Annotated in this window: 17 protein-coding genes; 8 read left to right on the top strand and 9 right to left on the bottom strand. The window is 63.9% G+C overall.

Annotated elements, in window-relative coordinates; genetic code table 11:
• Positions 1–39 precede the first annotated feature (39 nt).
• Positions 40–519 carry a carboxymuconolactone decarboxylase family protein gene (locus M2361_RS07620; protein ID WP_259247492.1) on the bottom strand — a complete coding sequence of 160 codons (480 nt, stop codon included), beginning with the start codon at positions 517–519 and terminating at the stop codon, positions 40–42.
• A gap of 233 nt (positions 520–752) precedes the next feature.
• Here M2361_RS07620 and chrA point away from each other — a divergent pair, with 233 nt between their 5' ends.
• Positions 753–2009 carry a chromate efflux transporter gene (gene chrA, locus M2361_RS07615; protein WP_259247491.1) on the top strand — a complete coding sequence of 419 codons (1257 nt, stop codon included), beginning with the start codon at positions 753–755 and terminating at the stop codon, positions 2007–2009.
• Here chrA and M2361_RS07610 read toward each other — a convergent pair.
• Both M2361_RS07610 and M2361_RS07605 read right to left on the bottom strand, forming a co-directional pair.
• The gene (locus M2361_RS07610) at positions 2006–2812 is read right to left on the bottom strand and encodes an enoyl-CoA hydratase (protein WP_259247490.1); all 807 of its coding nucleotides are present in this window, start codon (positions 2810–2812) and stop codon (positions 2006–2008) included. The two genes, chrA and M2361_RS07610, sit on opposite strands and share 4 nt — an antisense overlap.
• 83 nt (positions 2813–2895) lie before the next feature.
• Entirely contained in the window at positions 2896–4092 is a 1197-nt protein-coding gene (locus tag M2361_RS07605; RefSeq protein WP_259247489.1) for a multidrug effflux MFS transporter, read from the bottom strand.
• 114 nt (positions 4093–4206) lie between these two features.
• Between M2361_RS07605 and M2361_RS07600 the strand changes: the two genes are divergently transcribed.
• The gene (locus M2361_RS07600) at positions 4207–4527 is read left to right on the top strand and encodes a SelT/SelW/SelH family protein (RefSeq protein ID WP_259247488.1); all 321 of its coding nucleotides are present in this window, start codon (positions 4207–4209) and stop codon (positions 4525–4527) included.
• Positions 4528–4569: 42 nt separating this feature from the next.
• Here the strand turns inward: M2361_RS07600 and M2361_RS07595 are convergent, their stop codons facing one another.
• The gene (locus tag M2361_RS07595; protein WP_259247487.1) at positions 4570–5739 is read right to left on the bottom strand and encodes an MFS transporter; all 1170 of its coding nucleotides are present in this window, start codon (positions 5737–5739) and stop codon (positions 4570–4572) included.
• Positions 5740–5851: 112 nt separating this feature from the next.
• Here M2361_RS07595 and M2361_RS07590 point away from each other — a divergent pair, with 112 nt between their 5' ends.
• Entirely contained in the window at positions 5852–6337 is a 486-nt protein-coding gene (locus M2361_RS07590) for a MarR family winged helix-turn-helix transcriptional regulator (RefSeq protein ID WP_259247486.1), read from the top strand.
• 19 nt (positions 6338–6356) lie between these two features.
• Here the strand turns inward: M2361_RS07590 and M2361_RS07585 are convergent, their stop codons facing one another.
• Positions 6357–6836 (bottom strand): DUF1348 family protein, encoded by a 480-nt coding sequence (locus tag M2361_RS07585; RefSeq protein ID WP_259247485.1) that lies wholly within the window; start codon positions 6834–6836, stop codon positions 6357–6359.
• A 28-nt stretch (positions 6837–6864) separates the two neighbouring features.
• Positions 6865–7428, bottom strand: coding sequence for a TetR/AcrR family transcriptional regulator (locus tag M2361_RS07580; RefSeq protein WP_259249258.1), 564 nt, complete (start codon positions 7426–7428; stop codon positions 6865–6867).
• Between the two features lie 304 nt (positions 7429–7732).
• Here M2361_RS07580 and M2361_RS07575 point away from each other — a divergent pair, with 304 nt between their 5' ends.
• Positions 7733–7885 carry a hypothetical protein gene (locus M2361_RS07575; protein WP_259247484.1) on the top strand — a complete coding sequence of 51 codons (153 nt, stop codon included), beginning with the start codon at positions 7733–7735 and terminating at the stop codon, positions 7883–7885.
• 470 nt (positions 7886–8355) lie between these two features.
• The gene (locus tag M2361_RS07570; protein WP_259247483.1) at positions 8356–8988 is read left to right on the top strand and encodes a fused MFS/spermidine synthase; all 633 of its coding nucleotides are present in this window, start codon (positions 8356–8358) and stop codon (positions 8986–8988) included.
• A gap of 79 nt (positions 8989–9067) precedes the next feature.
• On the opposite strand, the gene M2361_RS07565 is transcribed toward M2361_RS07570, so the two are convergent.
• The 3 genes from M2361_RS07565 to M2361_RS07555 all read right to left on the bottom strand — a co-directional run bounded on the left by M2361_RS07565 (position 9068) and on the right by M2361_RS07555 (position 13212).
• Positions 9068–10105, bottom strand: a complete 1038-nt coding sequence (locus M2361_RS07565) for a porin (protein WP_259247482.1) — start codon at positions 10103–10105, stop codon at positions 9068–9070.
• A 350-nt stretch (positions 10106–10455) separates the two neighbouring features.
• A complete protein-coding gene (locus M2361_RS07560; RefSeq protein ID WP_259247481.1) occupies positions 10456–11988 on the bottom strand; it encodes a sensor domain-containing diguanylate cyclase in 1533 nt (510 codons plus the stop codon).
• A 144-nt stretch (positions 11989–12132) separates the two neighbouring features.
• A complete protein-coding gene (locus M2361_RS07555) occupies positions 12133–13212 on the bottom strand; it encodes a site-specific integrase (protein WP_259247480.1) in 1080 nt (359 codons plus the stop codon).
• A gap of 241 nt (positions 13213–13453) precedes the next feature.
• Between M2361_RS07555 and M2361_RS07550 the strand changes: the two genes are divergently transcribed.
• The 3 genes from M2361_RS07550 (at position 13454) to M2361_RS07540 (ending at position 16716) form a co-directional block, all read left to right on the top strand.
• Entirely contained in the window at positions 13454–14500 is a 1047-nt protein-coding gene (locus M2361_RS07550; RefSeq protein WP_259247479.1) for a DNA-binding protein, read from the top strand.
• A gap of 150 nt (positions 14501–14650) precedes the next feature.
• The gene (gene ydiK / locus M2361_RS07545; protein ID WP_404976289.1) at positions 14651–15844 is read left to right on the top strand and encodes an AI-2E family transporter YdiK; all 1194 of its coding nucleotides are present in this window, start codon (positions 14651–14653) and stop codon (positions 15842–15844) included.
• Between the two features lie 146 nt (positions 15845–15990).
• Entirely contained in the window at positions 15991–16716 is a 726-nt protein-coding gene (locus M2361_RS07540) for an RNA pseudouridine synthase (RefSeq protein WP_259247477.1), read from the top strand.
• Position 16717 lies beyond the last annotated feature (1 nt).

The raw sequence follows: 16717 nt of genomic DNA, 5'->3' as shown, positions 1-16717 counted from the left end.
ATTGCGCGCGCACTCCCGACGCATTGCCGCCCCGCGTGCTTAGTTCAAGCCGGCCTTGTCCAGCCCGAAGGCGGCGTCGGCCGAACCGGGCACGGTGCGAAACGCCACGTTCAGGCGGTTCCAGCCATTGATGGCCACCACGCGAAACGTCAGGTCCGAGATTTCCGATTCGGACAATTGCGCGCGCACCGCTTCATAGACCTCGTCCGGCACACCATGGGCGGGCAGGGTGGTCAAGGCTTCGGTCCAGGCCAGCGCGGCGCGTTCGCGTGCCGAGAACAGCGTCGATTCACGCCAGATAGCCACGTGGTGCAAGCGCAGTTCGCGTTCGCCACGGATCTTGGCTTGCTTGACGTGCATGTCCAGGCAAAAGCCGCAACCGTTGATCTGCGAGGCGCGGATGTCGACCAGGTCGCCGAATTCCTCGATCACGGGCACATTTTTCATGGCCGTGCTGAAGTCCATGTACTTCTTGGACAGTTGCGCCGACACCTGGAAGTAATCCAACCGCTGGGTCATGTGGGTCTACCTTGATTGAAACGTTGTTGTTGAAAGGGGGAAGCCATCAGGAACCCGTAGGATGCGGCAGATTGGCCCAGACCAGAAGTGCCATAAATAGTGTTTAGTTCTGGGCCATGCCTAGGCTGAAACGTTGTATGAAAGCGGTGCTTGAAAGCGGCTCGTGCCCCGGCTATAAGCTTGGAACAGGAGCGAGGTTCCGGCGCTCCGACCGACCAAGAAGCCCACGTCCCATGCCGCACCCTCCATCGCACGACGAGCACGTCGCCAGCACGGCCGCCGCCCACGAACACGCGCAGCCGTCGCGCGGATCCTGTCTTGAAGTCTTCCTGGTGTTTCTGCGTTTGGGCCTGACCTCGTTTGGCGGCCCGGTGGCGCACCTGGCGTACTTCCGTACGGAATTCGTGGACCGGCGCCAGTGGTTGGATGACTACGCTTATTCAGATCTCGTGGCCCTGTGCCAGTTTCTGCCAGGCCCGGCCAGCAGCCAGGTCGGCATGGCGCTTGGCCTGCGCCGCGCCGGATGGGCCGGCATGGCGGCGGCCTGGCTGGCATTCACGCTGCCGACCGCGCTGGCGCTGATTGGGTTTGCGATGGGCCTGGCCCACTTCGGCTGGCTGTCCGGGTCGGCGGTCGTACACGGGCTGAAGGTTGCCGCCGTGGCGATCGTGGCCCAGGCCGTGTGGGGGATGGGCCGTACGCTGTGCCCTGACAGTCCAAGGGCGGGTTTGGCGGTGGCCACCGCGCTGATCACCATCGCGTTGCCCACCGCCTGGGGCCAGATCAGCGCCATCTTGTTGGGCGCCATGGTGGGCGCGGCGGCGCTGCAACTGCCGCCCCGGCCCATCATGGCTAGCCATCCCCAGGCCGGGTCGCGGGGCGCGGCCTATGTGGCGCTGGTGCTTTTCGTGGCGTTTCTGATTGGGCTGCCGGTGTGGGCGGCCCTGTCGGATTCTGCGTTGGCTGCGCAGATTGCCGGCTTCTATCGCGCGGGCGCCCTGGTGTTTGGCGGCGGCCATGTGGTGCTGCCCTTGCTGGACGCCACGGCGGTATCGGGCGGCATGGTGTCCAGCGCCGACTTCCTGGCCGGCTACGGCGCGGCGCAAGCGATGCCGGGGCCGCTGTTCGCCTTTGCTGCCTTCCTGGGCGCCATGTCATCCGGCCCGCTGTCGGGGTGGGTGGGCGGCTTGGTGCTCTTGAGCGTGATCTTCTTGCCCGGCGCCTTGCTGGTAGCGGGCGCCTTGCCGTTCTGGGAAAGCTTGCGGCGGCGTCCTGGCGTGCGCAACATGATCGCCGGCGTGAACGCCAGCGTGGTCGGCATTCTGTTGGCGGCGCTGTATGACCCGGTCTGGACCAGCGCCATCTTGAACAAGGCCGACTTTGGCCTTGCCTTGCTGCTGTTTGCCTTGCTGGTCTATGCCCGCTGGTCGGCCGTGTGGGTGGTGCTGATGGCGGCCGCGGGCGGGTGGGCGCTGGCCTATTTCGCCTAGGACTGCCAGCGCGGCGCGCGCTTTTGCAGGAAGGCGTCGATGCCTTCGCAGGCGTCGGCTTCCATCATGTTGCGCGCCATCACGTCGCCGGCGTAGTCGTAGGCATCGGCCAAGGCCATCTGGCGCTGCTGGTAGAACATGCGCTTGCCGTAGCGGATGGCGGTGGGGCTCTTGGCAAGAATGTCCGCCGTCAGCGCATCAACCCGCGCATCCAGTTCGGCCTCGGGCACGGCATCGTTGATCAGCCCCCAGTCGCGCGCCTGCGCCGCATCGATGAAGCGCGCGGTGACCAGCATTTCGAAGGCGCGCTTGGCGGACACGTTGCGGCTGAGCGCCACGGCGGGCGTCGAGCAAAACAACCCCACGTTGATGCCCGACACGGCAAAGCGCGCCGTGTCCGCGGCCACGGCCAGGTCGCAACTGGCCACCAGTTGGCAACCCGCCGCCGTCGCGATGCCATGGACCTTGGCAATGACGGGCACGGGCAGCGCTTGCAAACCCTGCATGACACTGCCGCACTGACGGAACAGCGCGCGGTAGTAATCCAGGGAAGGCTGGCTGCGCATTTCCCGCAGGTCATGGCCCGCGCAAAACGCCCGGCCCGCGGATTCCAGCACCACGCAACGCACATCGGGGTCGCTGGCCAAGGCGTCGATCTCGTGCTGCAAGGCAGCCAGCAGGCCTTCGGACAGCGCGTTGAACTGCGAGGGCCGATTCAGGCGCAGCGTGACGACGCCGCCCGCCGAGCTGCGCAGCAGCAATGGTTCAAGCGGCGCTACGTTATTCAGGGAATCCGGGGCCATGTTGTCTCCAGGAATAATTGTTTCCTGGATACTAGCGCAAGCCGATCCGCCCCGTTCAGCGCGCCGAGTTCAGCCCGGGGTGTTCAGCTCTTCAGTCGCCGCGCCATGCCGGGCGACAGGAGCAAGAGCGGCGCCACAATCAGCAGGCCGATCAGCGCCATCGCGGCTTGCGGCGCCATGCCGCTGTCCAGCAACACGGTGGCGACGACAGCCGAGCCGCTCATCTGGAACAAGCCGTACACGGCGGCGGCCGTGCCCGCGCGGTCGGCGAAAGGCTCCAGCGCCAGGCTCAGGCCGGAGCCCAGGGCCAAGGAGAACCCCACGGTCAGCACGGCCACGGGCAGCATGAACACCCAGGCCGATAGCGGCATCCACCACCAGGCGGCGGCATGCATGGCCGACGCCAACAGCAGCGCGACCATGCCGACCCGCACCATGGTGTGCCGTCCAAACCGGGCGATGAAGGCGGGCGCAAGAAAGAAGGCCGCAATGTTGATTGCGGCATTGCCGCCAAACCAAGCCGAAAAACCCAGCTCGGAATAACCCAGTTGCTGCACCAGCACCACGGGCGCGGCCGACACGAAGACCAGGATCATCGCCATGCCCGCCATGCCGAACAGGGCAAAGTACAGAAATCGCCCGCTGGCGATGATGGGCAGATACCTCGGCAGGCTGTAGAGCGGACCGCGTGGCGTGGAGGGTGCGGCCCGCGTCTCTTCGAAGCGCCGGGCCAATAGCACCATCAAGGCGAACGCGAACAACACCATGAAGACGAAGGTGCTGCGCCAGCCGGCATGCACCGCCAGCGCGCCACCGAGCATAGGCGCCAACGCCGGCACGGAGCACAAGGCGCCGTTCAAATAACTGTAGACGCGCGCACCCACGGCAGGGCTGAACTTGTCACGCACGGCGGCAAACGCCACCAGCGACGCCGAGCACGCGCCCAAGCCTTGAATGACACGGGCCACGTAAAACACCTCAAGCGTGGACGCGGCCGCGCCCAGCGCCGAGCCGGCCAGATAGGCCATTGCTCCGCCCAGGGCAACGGGCCGACGTCCGTAGCGGTCCGCCAAGGGGCCGATCAACATCTGGCCCAGGCCCACGGCGAAGATGAATAGCGTGATGCTGGCCTGTAGCGCGCTGACGGGTTCGCCAAACCCCGCCGCCATGGCGGGCAGCGATGGCAGGTAGATATCGATACCCATCGGCGTGAGCGTGACCAGCCCCATCAAGAGACCGATCAGCCAGCGTTGGCCAGGGGTAGAAGCAGCAGACGTCATGACAGGCTTTGGGTGCGATTCGCATCCGGGAAAACCCGACATTATCCATGAATGCCGTGGCGGGCAAGCGGCGCACCGATGACAGAAGCGACACGCGCAGTAGAATATTTCCCCATGAATACCCCGGCCTTTCGACCCCGCATCGTCATCCTCTACTGCACGCAATGCCAGTGGCTGCTGCGCGCCGGATGGATGGCGCAAGAGCTACTGTCCACCTTCTCCACCGACCTGGGCGAAGTGGTGTTGCAGCCGGGCACGGGCGGCATTTTTCAGATCACCTACAACGGCGATCTGATCTGGGACCGCAAGAGCGACGGCGGTTTTCCGGAAGCCAAAGTCCTGAAACAGCGCTTGCGCGACCGGTTGGACCCCGGCCGGCCGCTGGGCCATATCGACGGCCATACTGCCGGGCCGCTGGCGGCGCCCGAGGCCTGACAAGAACTGGCAGCAAGTACGGCAGTAAGTGCTGCCGGGTCCTCAACCCTTTGTGATGCTTGGCATCGGACGGAATCGAGCCGCCATCACAAACAGCACCACGCACAGCGCCGCCATCAACATCCAGGCCGGCTTCAAGTCAGCCATATGCTGGCGGATCAGACCGGCGGCAAACGGAAAGAGCGCCGCGATCAGATAGCCCACGCCTTGCACGAACGCGGCCAGGCGCCCAGCCTCCGCGGGCGTTGCCGCATGGTCCATCGTCACGATCAAGGACAGCGGGAACAAGGCGCCGATGCCCAGTCCGGCCAGCACGGCGGCGGGCCAGGCCAGCATGGCGGGCGCGGCGATCAGGCCAAGCAGGCCCAGCACCAGCGCACCTATCGCGGTGAACAATGCGGGCCGGCGGTCGGGCAAGCGGCCAATGGCCAGGGACACCAGCAACCCCGCCGCAATCTCGGCCACCGTAACCGCGCCCAGCAATTGGCCTGACGCCACCGGCGTCCAGCCCAGCGCTGTGTAATAGGGGGGAAGCCAGGCCAGCACCAGCGTGTAGGCGCCCGTGCCCAGGCCAAAGAACGCCGCCAGCAGCCAGCGCCGCGCACGCGGGGTGGACATGTCGCGCGCCATCATCTTCCCGGTTGCGAGCGTCGCGCCGCCCCGGCTTACCAACCACCAGCACAGCAACGCCACGCCCGCGGGCAAGGCCCAGGCCGCCAGCGCTTCAGGCCATCCGGCGCGCTGCGCGATCACGGGCGAGGCCACGCTGGCCACCGCCGCGCCGCCCATGATCGCGGTCGAATAGAGGCCCATGATGGCGCTGACGCCGGACGAGAACCGCGTCTTGATATAGAGGGGAAGCAGGGCTTGCGTGACGGCGATACCCAGGCCCGCAATGACGCCCGTCAAGAGCATCAGGCTGGCGCTGCCCGCCCACAGGCGGCTTGCGGTGGCGGCCATGATCAGCGCCACGCCCGCCGCAATTCCATGCTGCTCGCTGGCCCATCGACGCAGCGGCGCCACGCTCAAGGCGCCCAGACCCATCACGAAAACGGGTAGGGCGGTCAACAGGCCGGCGGCCGTATCGGACATGCGGGTGGCGGCTTGCAATACGTCCAGCAAGGGGGGAACGGATGCCAGGACGGGGCGCAGGTTCAGCCCCACCAGGATGATGGCGGCGATGCGCCAGGCGTTCAAACAAGAAGGTGACACGTTGGCTCCAAAGCCGGAACGCGTCGCAGCGTGCGAGGCGTTCCGGTAGACTATCTTGGCGTCAAGATATTTGGATTTTATCTTGACGTCAAGATAAATGGAGGAGATCCCCGTGGATAGAGCAAGTCGTGCCGTGGCGCAATGGAACCGCGAACGCCCCGAGCTGGACGTATCAACGATGCGCGTGCTGGGGCGTTTGGGCGAATGCGCGCTGGTCATTACCCGAGACCGGATCAACCCGCTCTTTGTGGAGTTTGGCCTGCAACCTGGCGAATTCGATGTGCTGGCCACACTGCGCCGCAGCGGCAAGCCCTATGCGCTGACGCCCACGGCGCTATACGAAGACGCCATGATTTCGTCGGGCAGCATGACCAACCGGATCGATCGCCTGGAAAAAGCGGGCTGGGTGGTGCGAACCCCCAGCCCTGATGACGGCCGCGCCACGCTGGTGATGCTGACCAAGGCGGGCATCAAGCTGATCGACGAGGCGGTGGTGGCGCACCTGCGCAATCAGGCGGAAGTGCTGTCGCCGTTGACCGCGTCCGAGCAAGAGCAACTGAGCCGTTTGCTCGGCAAGTTGTTGAAGGCCTATGAATAAGGAGTGGAGCGGGGGCGGTTCACAGCCCCAGTTCCGACAGGCCCGGGTGGTCGTCCGGGCGGCGGCCCAGCGGCCAGCGGAACTTGCGGTCGGCCTCTTTGATGGGTAGATCGTTGATGCAGGCGTAGCGATTGACCATCAGGCCGTCTTCGCCGAATTCCCAGTTTTCATTTCCGTAGGAACGAAACCAGTTGCCGGAATCGTCATGCCATTCGTAGGCGTAGCGCACGGCGATGCGGTTGTCGGTGAATGCCCAGAGTTCCTTGATCAAGCGGTAGTCCAGTTCCTTGGCCCATTTGCGCGCCAGGAACGCGCGCGCTTCGTGGCGGTTCTTGACGAATTCCGCGCGGTTGCGCCAGTTCGTATCCAGGCTGTAGGCCAGCGCCACTTTGTCAGGATCGCGGCTGTTCCAGCCGTCTTCGGCAAGGCGAACTTTCTGTACCGCGCTCTTGTGGGTAAAGGGCGGCAGCGGCGGGCGGGATTCAGGTTGCGAGGTCATCGTAAGGGCCTTGTGGGTGGGGGAAAGGTCATTGGCCAGCTGGAAAGAGGGCGGCGGCGGCGCGTTGCGCGCTGGCGGTAATGGACACATCGCCCGTGACCAGCGCCACGGCGATGGCGCCGTCGATCAGCACCAGCAATTGGCGCGCGGCCTCGTCGGGGTCGGGCAGCTTGGCGTCTTCTGCCAAGCGCAATACGTGTTCCAGCAAACGGGCTTTATGCAGTCGCGACACTACGCGGATGGGGTTGGCGGGGTCGCTGATTTCACCTGCCGCGTTGATGAAGGCGCACCCGCGAAAGCCGTCGGACTCGAACCATTCCTGCAAGGCGTCGAAGATGGACAACAAGCGTGCGCGCGGCGTTTCGGCCTGGGTGGTGGCGACGATGAACCACTGCATCCAGCGCTCGTCGCGCGCCTGTAAAGCAGCTGCCACCAGCGCGTCTTTGTTGGGATAGTGCTTGTACAGGCTCTTACGCGCCACGCCCGAGGTTTTCACGATCAGGTCCATGCCGGTGGCATGGATGCCGCCTTGATAGATAAGGTGTTCGGTGGCGCGAAGCAGGCGCTCCTGCGTCGAGGTCATGGCATCCATCATGTTTGGGCTCGGTGAAACAACGACCGGAGAACGATCGTTCTGCATAGGATGGACGGATCATAGAATGATCGTTCTCCATGCGTCAAGCACCTGGCTCGCCCATAGGTATCTGCTTGCTTTTTCAGTCATAAATATGCTAAGATCTTTTAATTGACGGCAAAATTAAAACAACTATTTGATCTGCCGTCTGACTTCTTGGAATGCCTGCCCCCCGCGACTTACCGGGCATTCTTGGCGCGCTTGAACCGGCGGTGCATCGCTTTGGCGGGGGTAGCCACGCACCACGCATAGGAGAACGCTTATGTCGCATCAACTGGTTGGTAAAAAGTGGCGTTTTGAAGTTCCGCCGCTTAACTGGAAGGCCCCTGAAGTGAACCAGGAATCTGAAATGGATGCCGTTGCCGCGGATTCCGACGCCTCTAAAGACGGCGACAAATCGCGGTCTTCCAAATAGCGCCCCTTGCAACAGTCTTAGTGAATTAGTCCCTGTGGCTGTCCCGCATTCGCGGGCATAAATCACGCTGCTGGTTGTGTTTGGAACCGCCCGGACCCGTATTTTTGGTTTCTTGGTTTCTGAACATATCCGCTTAGCTACCTGAACGGCGCGCCTTGTGTGCGCCGTTTCAACGTGTAGCCCGCCAATCCGCTTTTTCCCCTGATCTGCCTGACCCGTCCGCTGGCGCCTCGCCGCGCCAGCGGCGTTTTTGCATGGGCGATTGTGTGCGCTGGAATGCGCGTGCCGGAAGGTGTGTACTGGAAGGTGTGCATTAGCTCGCGCCAGGTCTGCACGCATCGCCATGCTTTAGCCAGTGAGCCTTTGGAATGTCTGAAAATACATCAAACAATCAACAAGTTAGGCCTTTCGTGTACGCCACGACGACGTCTCGGTCGTTGATGTTCTCTCATTCTGAAATCCAGAGCCGCATGTGGACGAAAGATCCGTCGGCGCTCAATCTGGAATACACCCGCATCATGATGGCGTTTCTGATGTTCAACCCGAATCCGCAGCGCATTGCCATGGTGGGTTTGGGCGGGGGATCGCTGGCCAAATTCTGCTATCAGCATCTGCCATCCACGAGCATCGACGTGTACGAGATCAATCCGCACGTCATTGCGTTGCGCGATTCCTTTCACGTGCCACGGGACGACAACCGTTTTCGCGTGCTGCAAGGCGACGGCGCGGCACTGATCAGGCAGTACCAAGACCACTATGACGCGGTGCTGGTGGACGGCTACGACATCAACGGCCTGCCCGAGCAGTTGGCAAGCGAGGCGTTCTATGAAAGTTGCTTCAACGCCTTGGCGCCCGACGGCATGATGGTGTGCAACTTCCATGTGTCGAACTTTCAGCTCAACACCTACCTGGGCCGTATAAAAAAGCAGTTTGCGGGATCGGTCATTGAGGTTAGCGACACGTCTTGCGCGCACAGCATTGTGTTTGCATGCCGAGGCGATGCGCTCAAGCGCCGCACGGGCTTGCCCAAGCGCAAGCCGGATGCCATGAGCGCCGAGATGTGGTTGTGCCTGGCGCCTACCTATTGGCCCATGCTGGTGTAGGGGCAGGGCAAGCCGCCCCGGGGGCCGCAATGGCAGCCGGGGCGGAGTGGCTTAGAGGAGGTGCTTCAAAAGTATTGCCTCAGAAGTGGTGGCGCATGCCCACCACGGATTGCAGCGTGTGCGATTGGAGGTGGTCTACGCGGTCAAGCAGCGCGTAGAGGTTGGTGCGCTTGGACAAGTCGTATTCATAGCCCAGGCCCCATCCCTTGATGTGCGAACTGGTGGCGCGCTGGTAGGCGGCCAGCACCTTGCTGTTGCCACTGAGCGGCACGCTGACGCCGCCCACATACGAATTCACGCGCCTGACGCCGGCCGAGGGCCCTACGTTGGGATTGCGCAAGTTGCCATAGCCCGCGTGCAGTTTCATCCATTCGAAGTCATAGGATGCCGCCAGTTGCACGTTGCTGGCGTTGAGCTTGCCCGGCACGCTGGCGTTTGGATTCAGGCGTTCGTAGGTGAGTGCGGTGGAGATCGGCCCGGCGCGGTAGCGCAGGCCGGCCGTCCACACACGGTCGTGGTTGGCGGTGGCGAATTGATCATTGTCTTGGGCCTCGAAGCTATAACCCAGACCCGCCTGCCATCCGTTCCAGACCGGCGTGCGATAGATAAACGCATTGTTGACGCGGCCGCCATGGCCAAAGTCGCCGTCGTTGTAGCCCGACGTGACGGAGGCGGACGCGCCGTCCCACGAGGTGCCGAAGGGTGACGAGATACCGCCCCAGCTATCGCTCAGCACCTGCTGGCGCCCGGCCCGCAATTCACCAAAGTCGCCCACCAGCCCAAGATAGGCCCAGCGCCCGAATAGCCGGCCCTGGCCTTGCTTGCCGTTTTGCGGGTGAAAGCCGCTTTCCAGACGGAACACCACGCTGTAGCCGCTACCCAGATCTTCGACACCGCGCAAGCCCCAGCGGGAGCCCGACATCGTGCCATCGCGCAACCCCACTTGCGAGCGAGACGACTCTTCCGCGTTGTGGTGGCGCCGTTCAAAGCCCAGCCCCATGTCGATGACGCCATACAGCGTGACGCTGGTGGTGGCGGTGGCGGCGTGAGCGGCGGTGCTGGACAATGCGGCCAAAGCGATGGCCAGCGCACCGCGCTTGATGCTTGCTGCTTTCATGAGTACCCCATCTGATGGTTGTGTTGCGTTGGACAAAAGGATCCCCGGCGGCCTGCCAGAAGGCGGGTCGCAAAAGACGTGGAAACGACGATTGAGTCGACGTGTGGGTCGACGAGTGAAGCGGCTGGTGGAGCGATGCGTTGCGGAAGAGCTGTGCACGAGCGACGTACAAGCTACCTACGAACTGCGTACGGAATGCACACGTACTGCGAAAGGGTGGCCAGCCCCGTCAGCGATTAATAATTAACATCGCAATCACCATGGCGCATTATGGTGAGAGTCGCTGCGGAAGCAAATAAGAGGACTACGAATGTGAGTGATAGGGGTGGTGCGGCAACGGCCCGATCGGGCTATGCGTGGCCGTGCACCACGACCCGATTTCGCCCTTGCGCCTTCGCGGCATACAGGGCCGCGTCGGCCGCCTGAAAGACCTGATCAACCTCGGCGCCACAGGAGGGCCACTGCGCCACGCCGGCCGACACGGTGATGCCGGGCACCCCATGTAGCGGCCGGTCAGCCGTGTGCAGGCGCAATCGCTCGGCCACGCGGGCGGCTTCCTTCATGCCGACATTGGGCAGAAGCATCAGGAATTCTTCGCCACCGCTGCGGCAAAGCACGTCCGACGGCCGTGAACATTCCTGCATCAGCTTGGCCATGCCGCGAATTACCTCGTCGCCCTTCGGATGCCCGTGTGTGTCATTCACGCGCTTGAAGTGGTCAATATCCAGCGCCACCACCGCAAACGGCGTGCCCCCGGTTTGCCATTGCTCTACGGCATCCTGCGTGCCGCGTCGGTTGCGCAGCCCGGTCAAGGGGTCGGTCATGCTGGCCTGGTTGAGCTTGCCGATCTTGTCTTGCAAGCTGGAAATGCTGTTCATCACCGCGCGCTTCAAGCGTTCGGCTTCGAAGTACCAGGCCTTGACCGACTGCACCCGTTGCATGGCGACGGCCACATCCTGGTGCTCAACGTTGGTGGCCAATTGCGACAGGGGCAGGGAAATCATGCGGGCGCACCACCAGATGGCCAGCAGAAACGCCAGCGCCAACGGCGCCGCGTAGCCGATCAGCGCCCAGATCAATTCGTGGATCGGCTCCAAGGTCACTTCCGCCGGCCGTTGCGCGATGATGCCCCAGCCGCTTAGCGGCTCGACCGCGTAGCCCGCCAGCATGTCCACGCCCTGGGTGTTCACCACGCGCTGCGCGCCCGATTCGCCCCGGGTAACCGCCGCCACCACCGGGTTGCGGTTGACGTCTTCGCCGATGCGGTCGGCTTGTATGTGATAGATCATCTGGCCGTCGCGGTCGACCACATACAGGTAAGAGCCATCCTGATAATGGTGCTTGCCCAGCAGCTCCTGCAGCGCACTGTTGTGGCTGCGCAAATAGATGGTGCCGGCGATATAGCCCAGGTAGCGGCCGTCGTTCGAGTAGATCGGATGCGACAGGTTGATGAGCATGTTGCCCGCCATCGACACATACGGCTTGCTGATCAACGGTTTACGGGCCTGCAATGCCGCGCGGCTTCCCGGGCTGTCCACCCGCGCACCCACGAAACTGCTGAAGGTTTGTGAGGTGGCCAGGATGATGCCGTCCGCGCTGATCACGCCCACCGAATTGAAATCGTTCGCCTGTTCCCGCAAGCGCGCCACTTCGCCCGCCAGCACGTCGGGAGCGTCGACCTGGCTCGCCAGGTGGCGGGCGCTGTATGCCAGTTGCTGTTGGGCCGATTTCAGGAAATAGGTGGTGCTTTCCGCCAGCTTGGCCGCGTACACGCGATTGGATTCCAGCGTATTGGCGATGAGCTGGTCACGTTGCACCAGGTAGCTGGCGTAGAGCGCGTTGGCCGTGGCGGCGATGGCGCTAAGGACGGTAAGTGCAAGCACAAGCCCGCGTAGGTTGATTCGCATACAGGATCAGGACGGGACTCGGGGCGGACTCAGGACGGGCTTAGGGCGATCAGGCTATCGGATAGGGATGCGGCGTAGTCGGCATCGCGACGCGAGATTAACGGCAAACGCCGCGCTTATCTATAGGGCTTGAGGGTCCGGGTCGTCCAGCAGGCGGGCGGCCGGCGACTGCGCGGCCGCGCCGGCGCGGAAGTAGCCCATGACCGTGGCCACGCTGGCGTGCCCGGTCATGGCCATGGTGTCGCCCAAGGGCACGTTCTGCCGGCCGGCCTCGGTGACAAAGCCCGAACGCAGGCTGTGGGCCGAAAATTCACCTTCCAGCCCCGCCAATTTGCAGCGTTCAAGCACGATGGCGCGCACGGCGGCGGCGGCCAGCGGTTCGCCCACCACATCACCGCGCCGCACGCGGCGAAAGATCGGGCCCTGGCGGATGCCGCTGGCCGCAAGCCAGGCCTCCAGCGCCTGGGCCGCCGACCCCACGATGGGCTTTTGGTCGCCGGGCCGCTGGGTGCCCGCCTGATTCGTCTTGGATTGGGTCAGCGTGTACAGAAAGCCCTCGGCCGTGCGACGGGTGTTTTCAAGCGTGGCGCACACCACCTCGGAACGGCGGCGGCCACCGCTGGCCCAGGCGAACAGCAGCAACGCGCGGTCGCGGATGCCGCGCAGCGAGCCGTCACAGGTGGCCAACATGGCTTGCAAGGGCTCGCGGGTCAGCGCTTCTTTTTTGGCAGGCGCCATGCCGCGCCGGGCGTAGGCGCGGCGTGTCTTGGCCAGCAGTTCGCGCACGGGTGCGGCGCGGCAGGGGTTGGGGTAGCCGTGCAGCTCATGCGCCTTGGACAGGACCGACAAGCGTTGCAGCAGCGTATTCAGACTGGGCGGCCCCAAGCGGCCCTTGGCCTTCAGGCGGACCAGTTCCTGGTCCAGCGCCAGCGGAAGTTCCCATTTCAACCCTTGATCAGACGCGCGCTGCGCATGGTCAACCACGAACTGGATGACGGCGGCCTCGGGCAAGGGCAGGGCAAAGCGCTGGCCGTAGCGCAGCTCGAACCAGGCCGTCCAGTAGCGGATGGCCGCGCGGTAGCTGGCCGCCGTGTTGGCGGAACTGCCTTCGCGCATCAGGCCGCGCACGGCAGCGTCCGCCTGCTTGTCCAGGGTGTTGGGGTCCAGAAGGGGCAGCGAAGCCAGCAATGTCAGCGGCATCAGGGCAGGGCCTTGGTTGGGGAACGTAGAAGGGATGTCAGCACGAGATGAAAGCGGGTGTTTTGGGGCGGCGCCACCGAAAACGGCCACTGGATGCATCCTAATGCCTATTTCATACATATTATTATGTATGCTGTATGATATCTAACACATATAAAAATTAAATCACGATAAGGTTCCATTATCGTGACTAATTCTGGATTTTATCCAGCGTTCATATGCCTTCTAGAGGAAACCGGCGATGGCCACGGGAATTACCGAAAACGACGTCTGGACCGCCGCTGACACCCTGCTGCTGGAAGGCGCACGACCCACTATTGAACGGGTACGGCAGAAGATTGGGCGCGGGTCGCCCAACACGGTCAGCCCGCACCTGGAAACGTGGTTCCGCGCTTTAGGCGCGCGCATCAAGGATCCGGGTGCGTTCGCCGCGCCGCCCGCCATACCCGACCCGGTCACCCAGGCCGCTACGCACTTTTGGGAGGCGGCGCTGGCCGAGGCCCGCGCCCAGCAAGCAGAGGGCTACCGGCAGCGCTGGGAAGAACTGGCGGAAGAGGGCGAACGGTTGGCCGCGCAAGCCGAGCAGCTTCAGCAGCGGGAAATCCAATTGGAGAACCGGGAGCAGGATCTGCAGGAAGGCTTGCGGGTCGCGACGGCGCAATTGGCCGCCACCGAAGAGCGCCTGCAAGCGGCGGAGCGGCAACTGCGTCAGCGCGACGACCAACTGAAGCAAAGCCGGGGGCAACTGGAAGACGCGCAAAGCGCCGTGCAAACCCTGCTGACCGAAGCCGAAAAAATGCGCGGCCTGCACGCGCAAGCCGTGGAGGCATTGGAAGCGCGCCACGCCGCTCACGAAAGGCGCTGGCTGAACGAACTGGACGCCGAACGCGGCGCGGCCAAAAAGCTGCAAACGCGGCTGGATGAGGCACACGCGGCCAGCCAGAAGCAGATAAGCCAACACCAGGCCGCGCTGGCCCAGGCGCTGGACGCCAAGCGCGAAGCCGATGCCGCAACGCAAGCCGCGCACGCCGGCAGCGTAGCGGCCCAGGCGCGGCACGAGGCCGCGCAAGCGGCCTTGCAAGAGGCGCTGGCGTCGGCTCAAGGCGCGTTGGCGGCCGCGCGCGGAAACGAACAAGCACTGTTGGCTCGCCTGGCCGCTGCTGACACACAGTCGTCCACGTTGCTGGCGCAGTTGCAGCAAAAGGACGAGCAGCTGGTCGCGCTGACACGGCATTTGATGGCCGCGACCCAGGCCGCCACGCAAAGCCCTTCGCCCGCCGCACCCTAGTCGCACACGCTCCGGCGCATTGCAGTGGCCAGGATGGTCCCGGGTGGTTGTGGTTTCCCTATAAGTCCCAGCAAATTTCGTATAAATTTCGAATTGATCGCATCCACGACACCCAGACGGGCAACCGCCCCTCGGTTGCGGTGCGCCATCATGCAGGGCTACTTGCCTTGCCGGGAGCAACGCGTGAACCCACGAACCACGGTTGATCTGGCCCGCATTCTGCTTCTGGTCGTCATTCTTTCCGCGCTGATGGTCGGCAGCCTGTACGTGCTGCGTCCCTTTCTGCCCGGGCTGATCTGGGCAACGACCATCGTGGTGGCGACCTGGCCCGTGATGCGGGCCGTGCAGCGGCGCTGCGGCGGGCGCCGCTGGGCCGCCACCAGCATCATGTTGCTGATTCTGCTGTTTGTGATTGTCTTGCCGCTGTATCAGGTGATCTCGACCCTGGCGCTGCATAGCGGCGCCATCATGGCGGCGGTCAAGAGCCTGCCTGACTACACTTTGCTGGCGCCACCGCGCTGGATCAGCAGCATTCCCGTTGCCGGCCCGCGCGTGGCCGAGGAATGGCAGACGCTGTCGGATGCGGGCGCGGGCGGGCTGCTGGCGCGGCTGGAACCCTACCTGACCATGGCCGCCCGTTGGCTGCTGAGCCACGCCGCCATCGTGGGCGTGTTCGTCATGCACATGCTCATCACCATCATCATCTCGGGCATTCTGTACAGCCAGGGCGATGCGGCGGCCGACTTCGTAAAACGGTTTTCAAACCGGCTGGCGGGTGAACGTGGCGTGGCGGCCGTCCGCTTGGCGGGCGCCGCCGTGCGCGCCGTGGCGCTGGGCATCGTGGTGACGGCGGTGGTGCAGTCCGCGTTGGGTGGTTTGGGCTTGTGGATTGCGGGGGTGCCGGCCGCCGGTATCCTGACGGCCTTGATGGTGATGCTGTGCCTGGCGCAACTGGGCCCGTTCCTGCCGATGCTTGGGGGCGTGATCTGGCTGTTTCAGAACGACATGAAGGTGGCAGCCATTGTGCTGCTGGTGTGGGCGCTGGTGGTGGCCACGCTGGACAACCTGCTGCGCCCCATATTGATCAAGCGCGGGGTGAATCTGTCGCTGCTGCTGATTTTGTCGGGCGTGCTGGGCGGCTTGGTCGCCTTCGGTATCGTCGGCCTGTTCATCGGTCCGGTGATTCTGGCCGTGACGTCGACCTTGCTGAAAGCCTGGATCGCCGAGGTGCCGCCGCCCGCGACGACGGCGGAAATATCCGACGCGTCTATCGACGCGCCGATTGAGTCCACCCTTGACACGCCGATCGCCGCACCGCCGGGCTCCACCGTTGAAAAGGCGTAACATCTGCCTGATACCGCGGGCGCACAGCCCGCCTTTTTTTGCAGCACCCCAACACTACCCATGACGATGCACCCGCTTGCGCTGGCAAACAGCGCGCCCGAATTCCAATTTGTCCCGGCAACGCCCGTCGTGCAGGCGGAGGCCCAATGAGCGACAGCGCACGCCTTGCCAAACGACTGGCCGCGGATCTCTCTTGCTCGCGCGGCGATGCCGAACGCTATATAGAAGGCGGCTGGGTCGCCGTGGACGGCAAGACCGTGGAAGAACCCGGCGCCCGGGTCGCCCCCGGCCAGACCGTTGCGCTGCTGCCCGGCGCCAAGCTGGAAGACATCAAGCCCGTGACGGTGCTGGTGCACAAGCCCGAAGGCACCTATGCCGACAACGAACCGGGATCGGCGCTGGACTTGATCATTCCCAAGAACCTGATGCCCGGCGACCGGTCCGGTCGGCGCTATCTGAAGCGCATGTTCAACGGCCTGAAACTCGTCACCCCGCTTGAGCGTGCCGCCAGCGGCCTGGTCGTGTATACGCAAGAGTTCGCCATTTTGCGCAAGCTGATGGAAGAGGGCAAGCTGGTTGAGCAAGAGTACGTGGCGCAGGTCACGGGCAAACTCAGCGACGGCGACTTGGCGCGCCTGCAACGCGGCATGTCCTTTGAGGGGCGCGCCGCCACCCCCATGAAGGTCAGTTGGCAGAACGAAACCCATCTTCGGTTTGCACTGAAGACGCCGCCGCTGGGTTTCATTGAATATGTGTGCGACACCGCGGGCTTGCAGCTCCAGGCCTTGCGCCGCATCCGCATCGGGCGGCTGCCCATGGCGGGCCTGGCCGTGGGCCAATGGCGTTACCGGCTGGACTACGAGCGGTTCTAAG

It is taken from the genome of Achromobacter sp. JUb104, from assembly GCF_024806975.1.
Lineage (GTDB): Bacteria > Pseudomonadota > Gammaproteobacteria > Burkholderiales > Burkholderiaceae_B > Achromobacter > Achromobacter spanius.
This window is presented reverse-complemented; position numbering and strand designations above follow the sequence as displayed.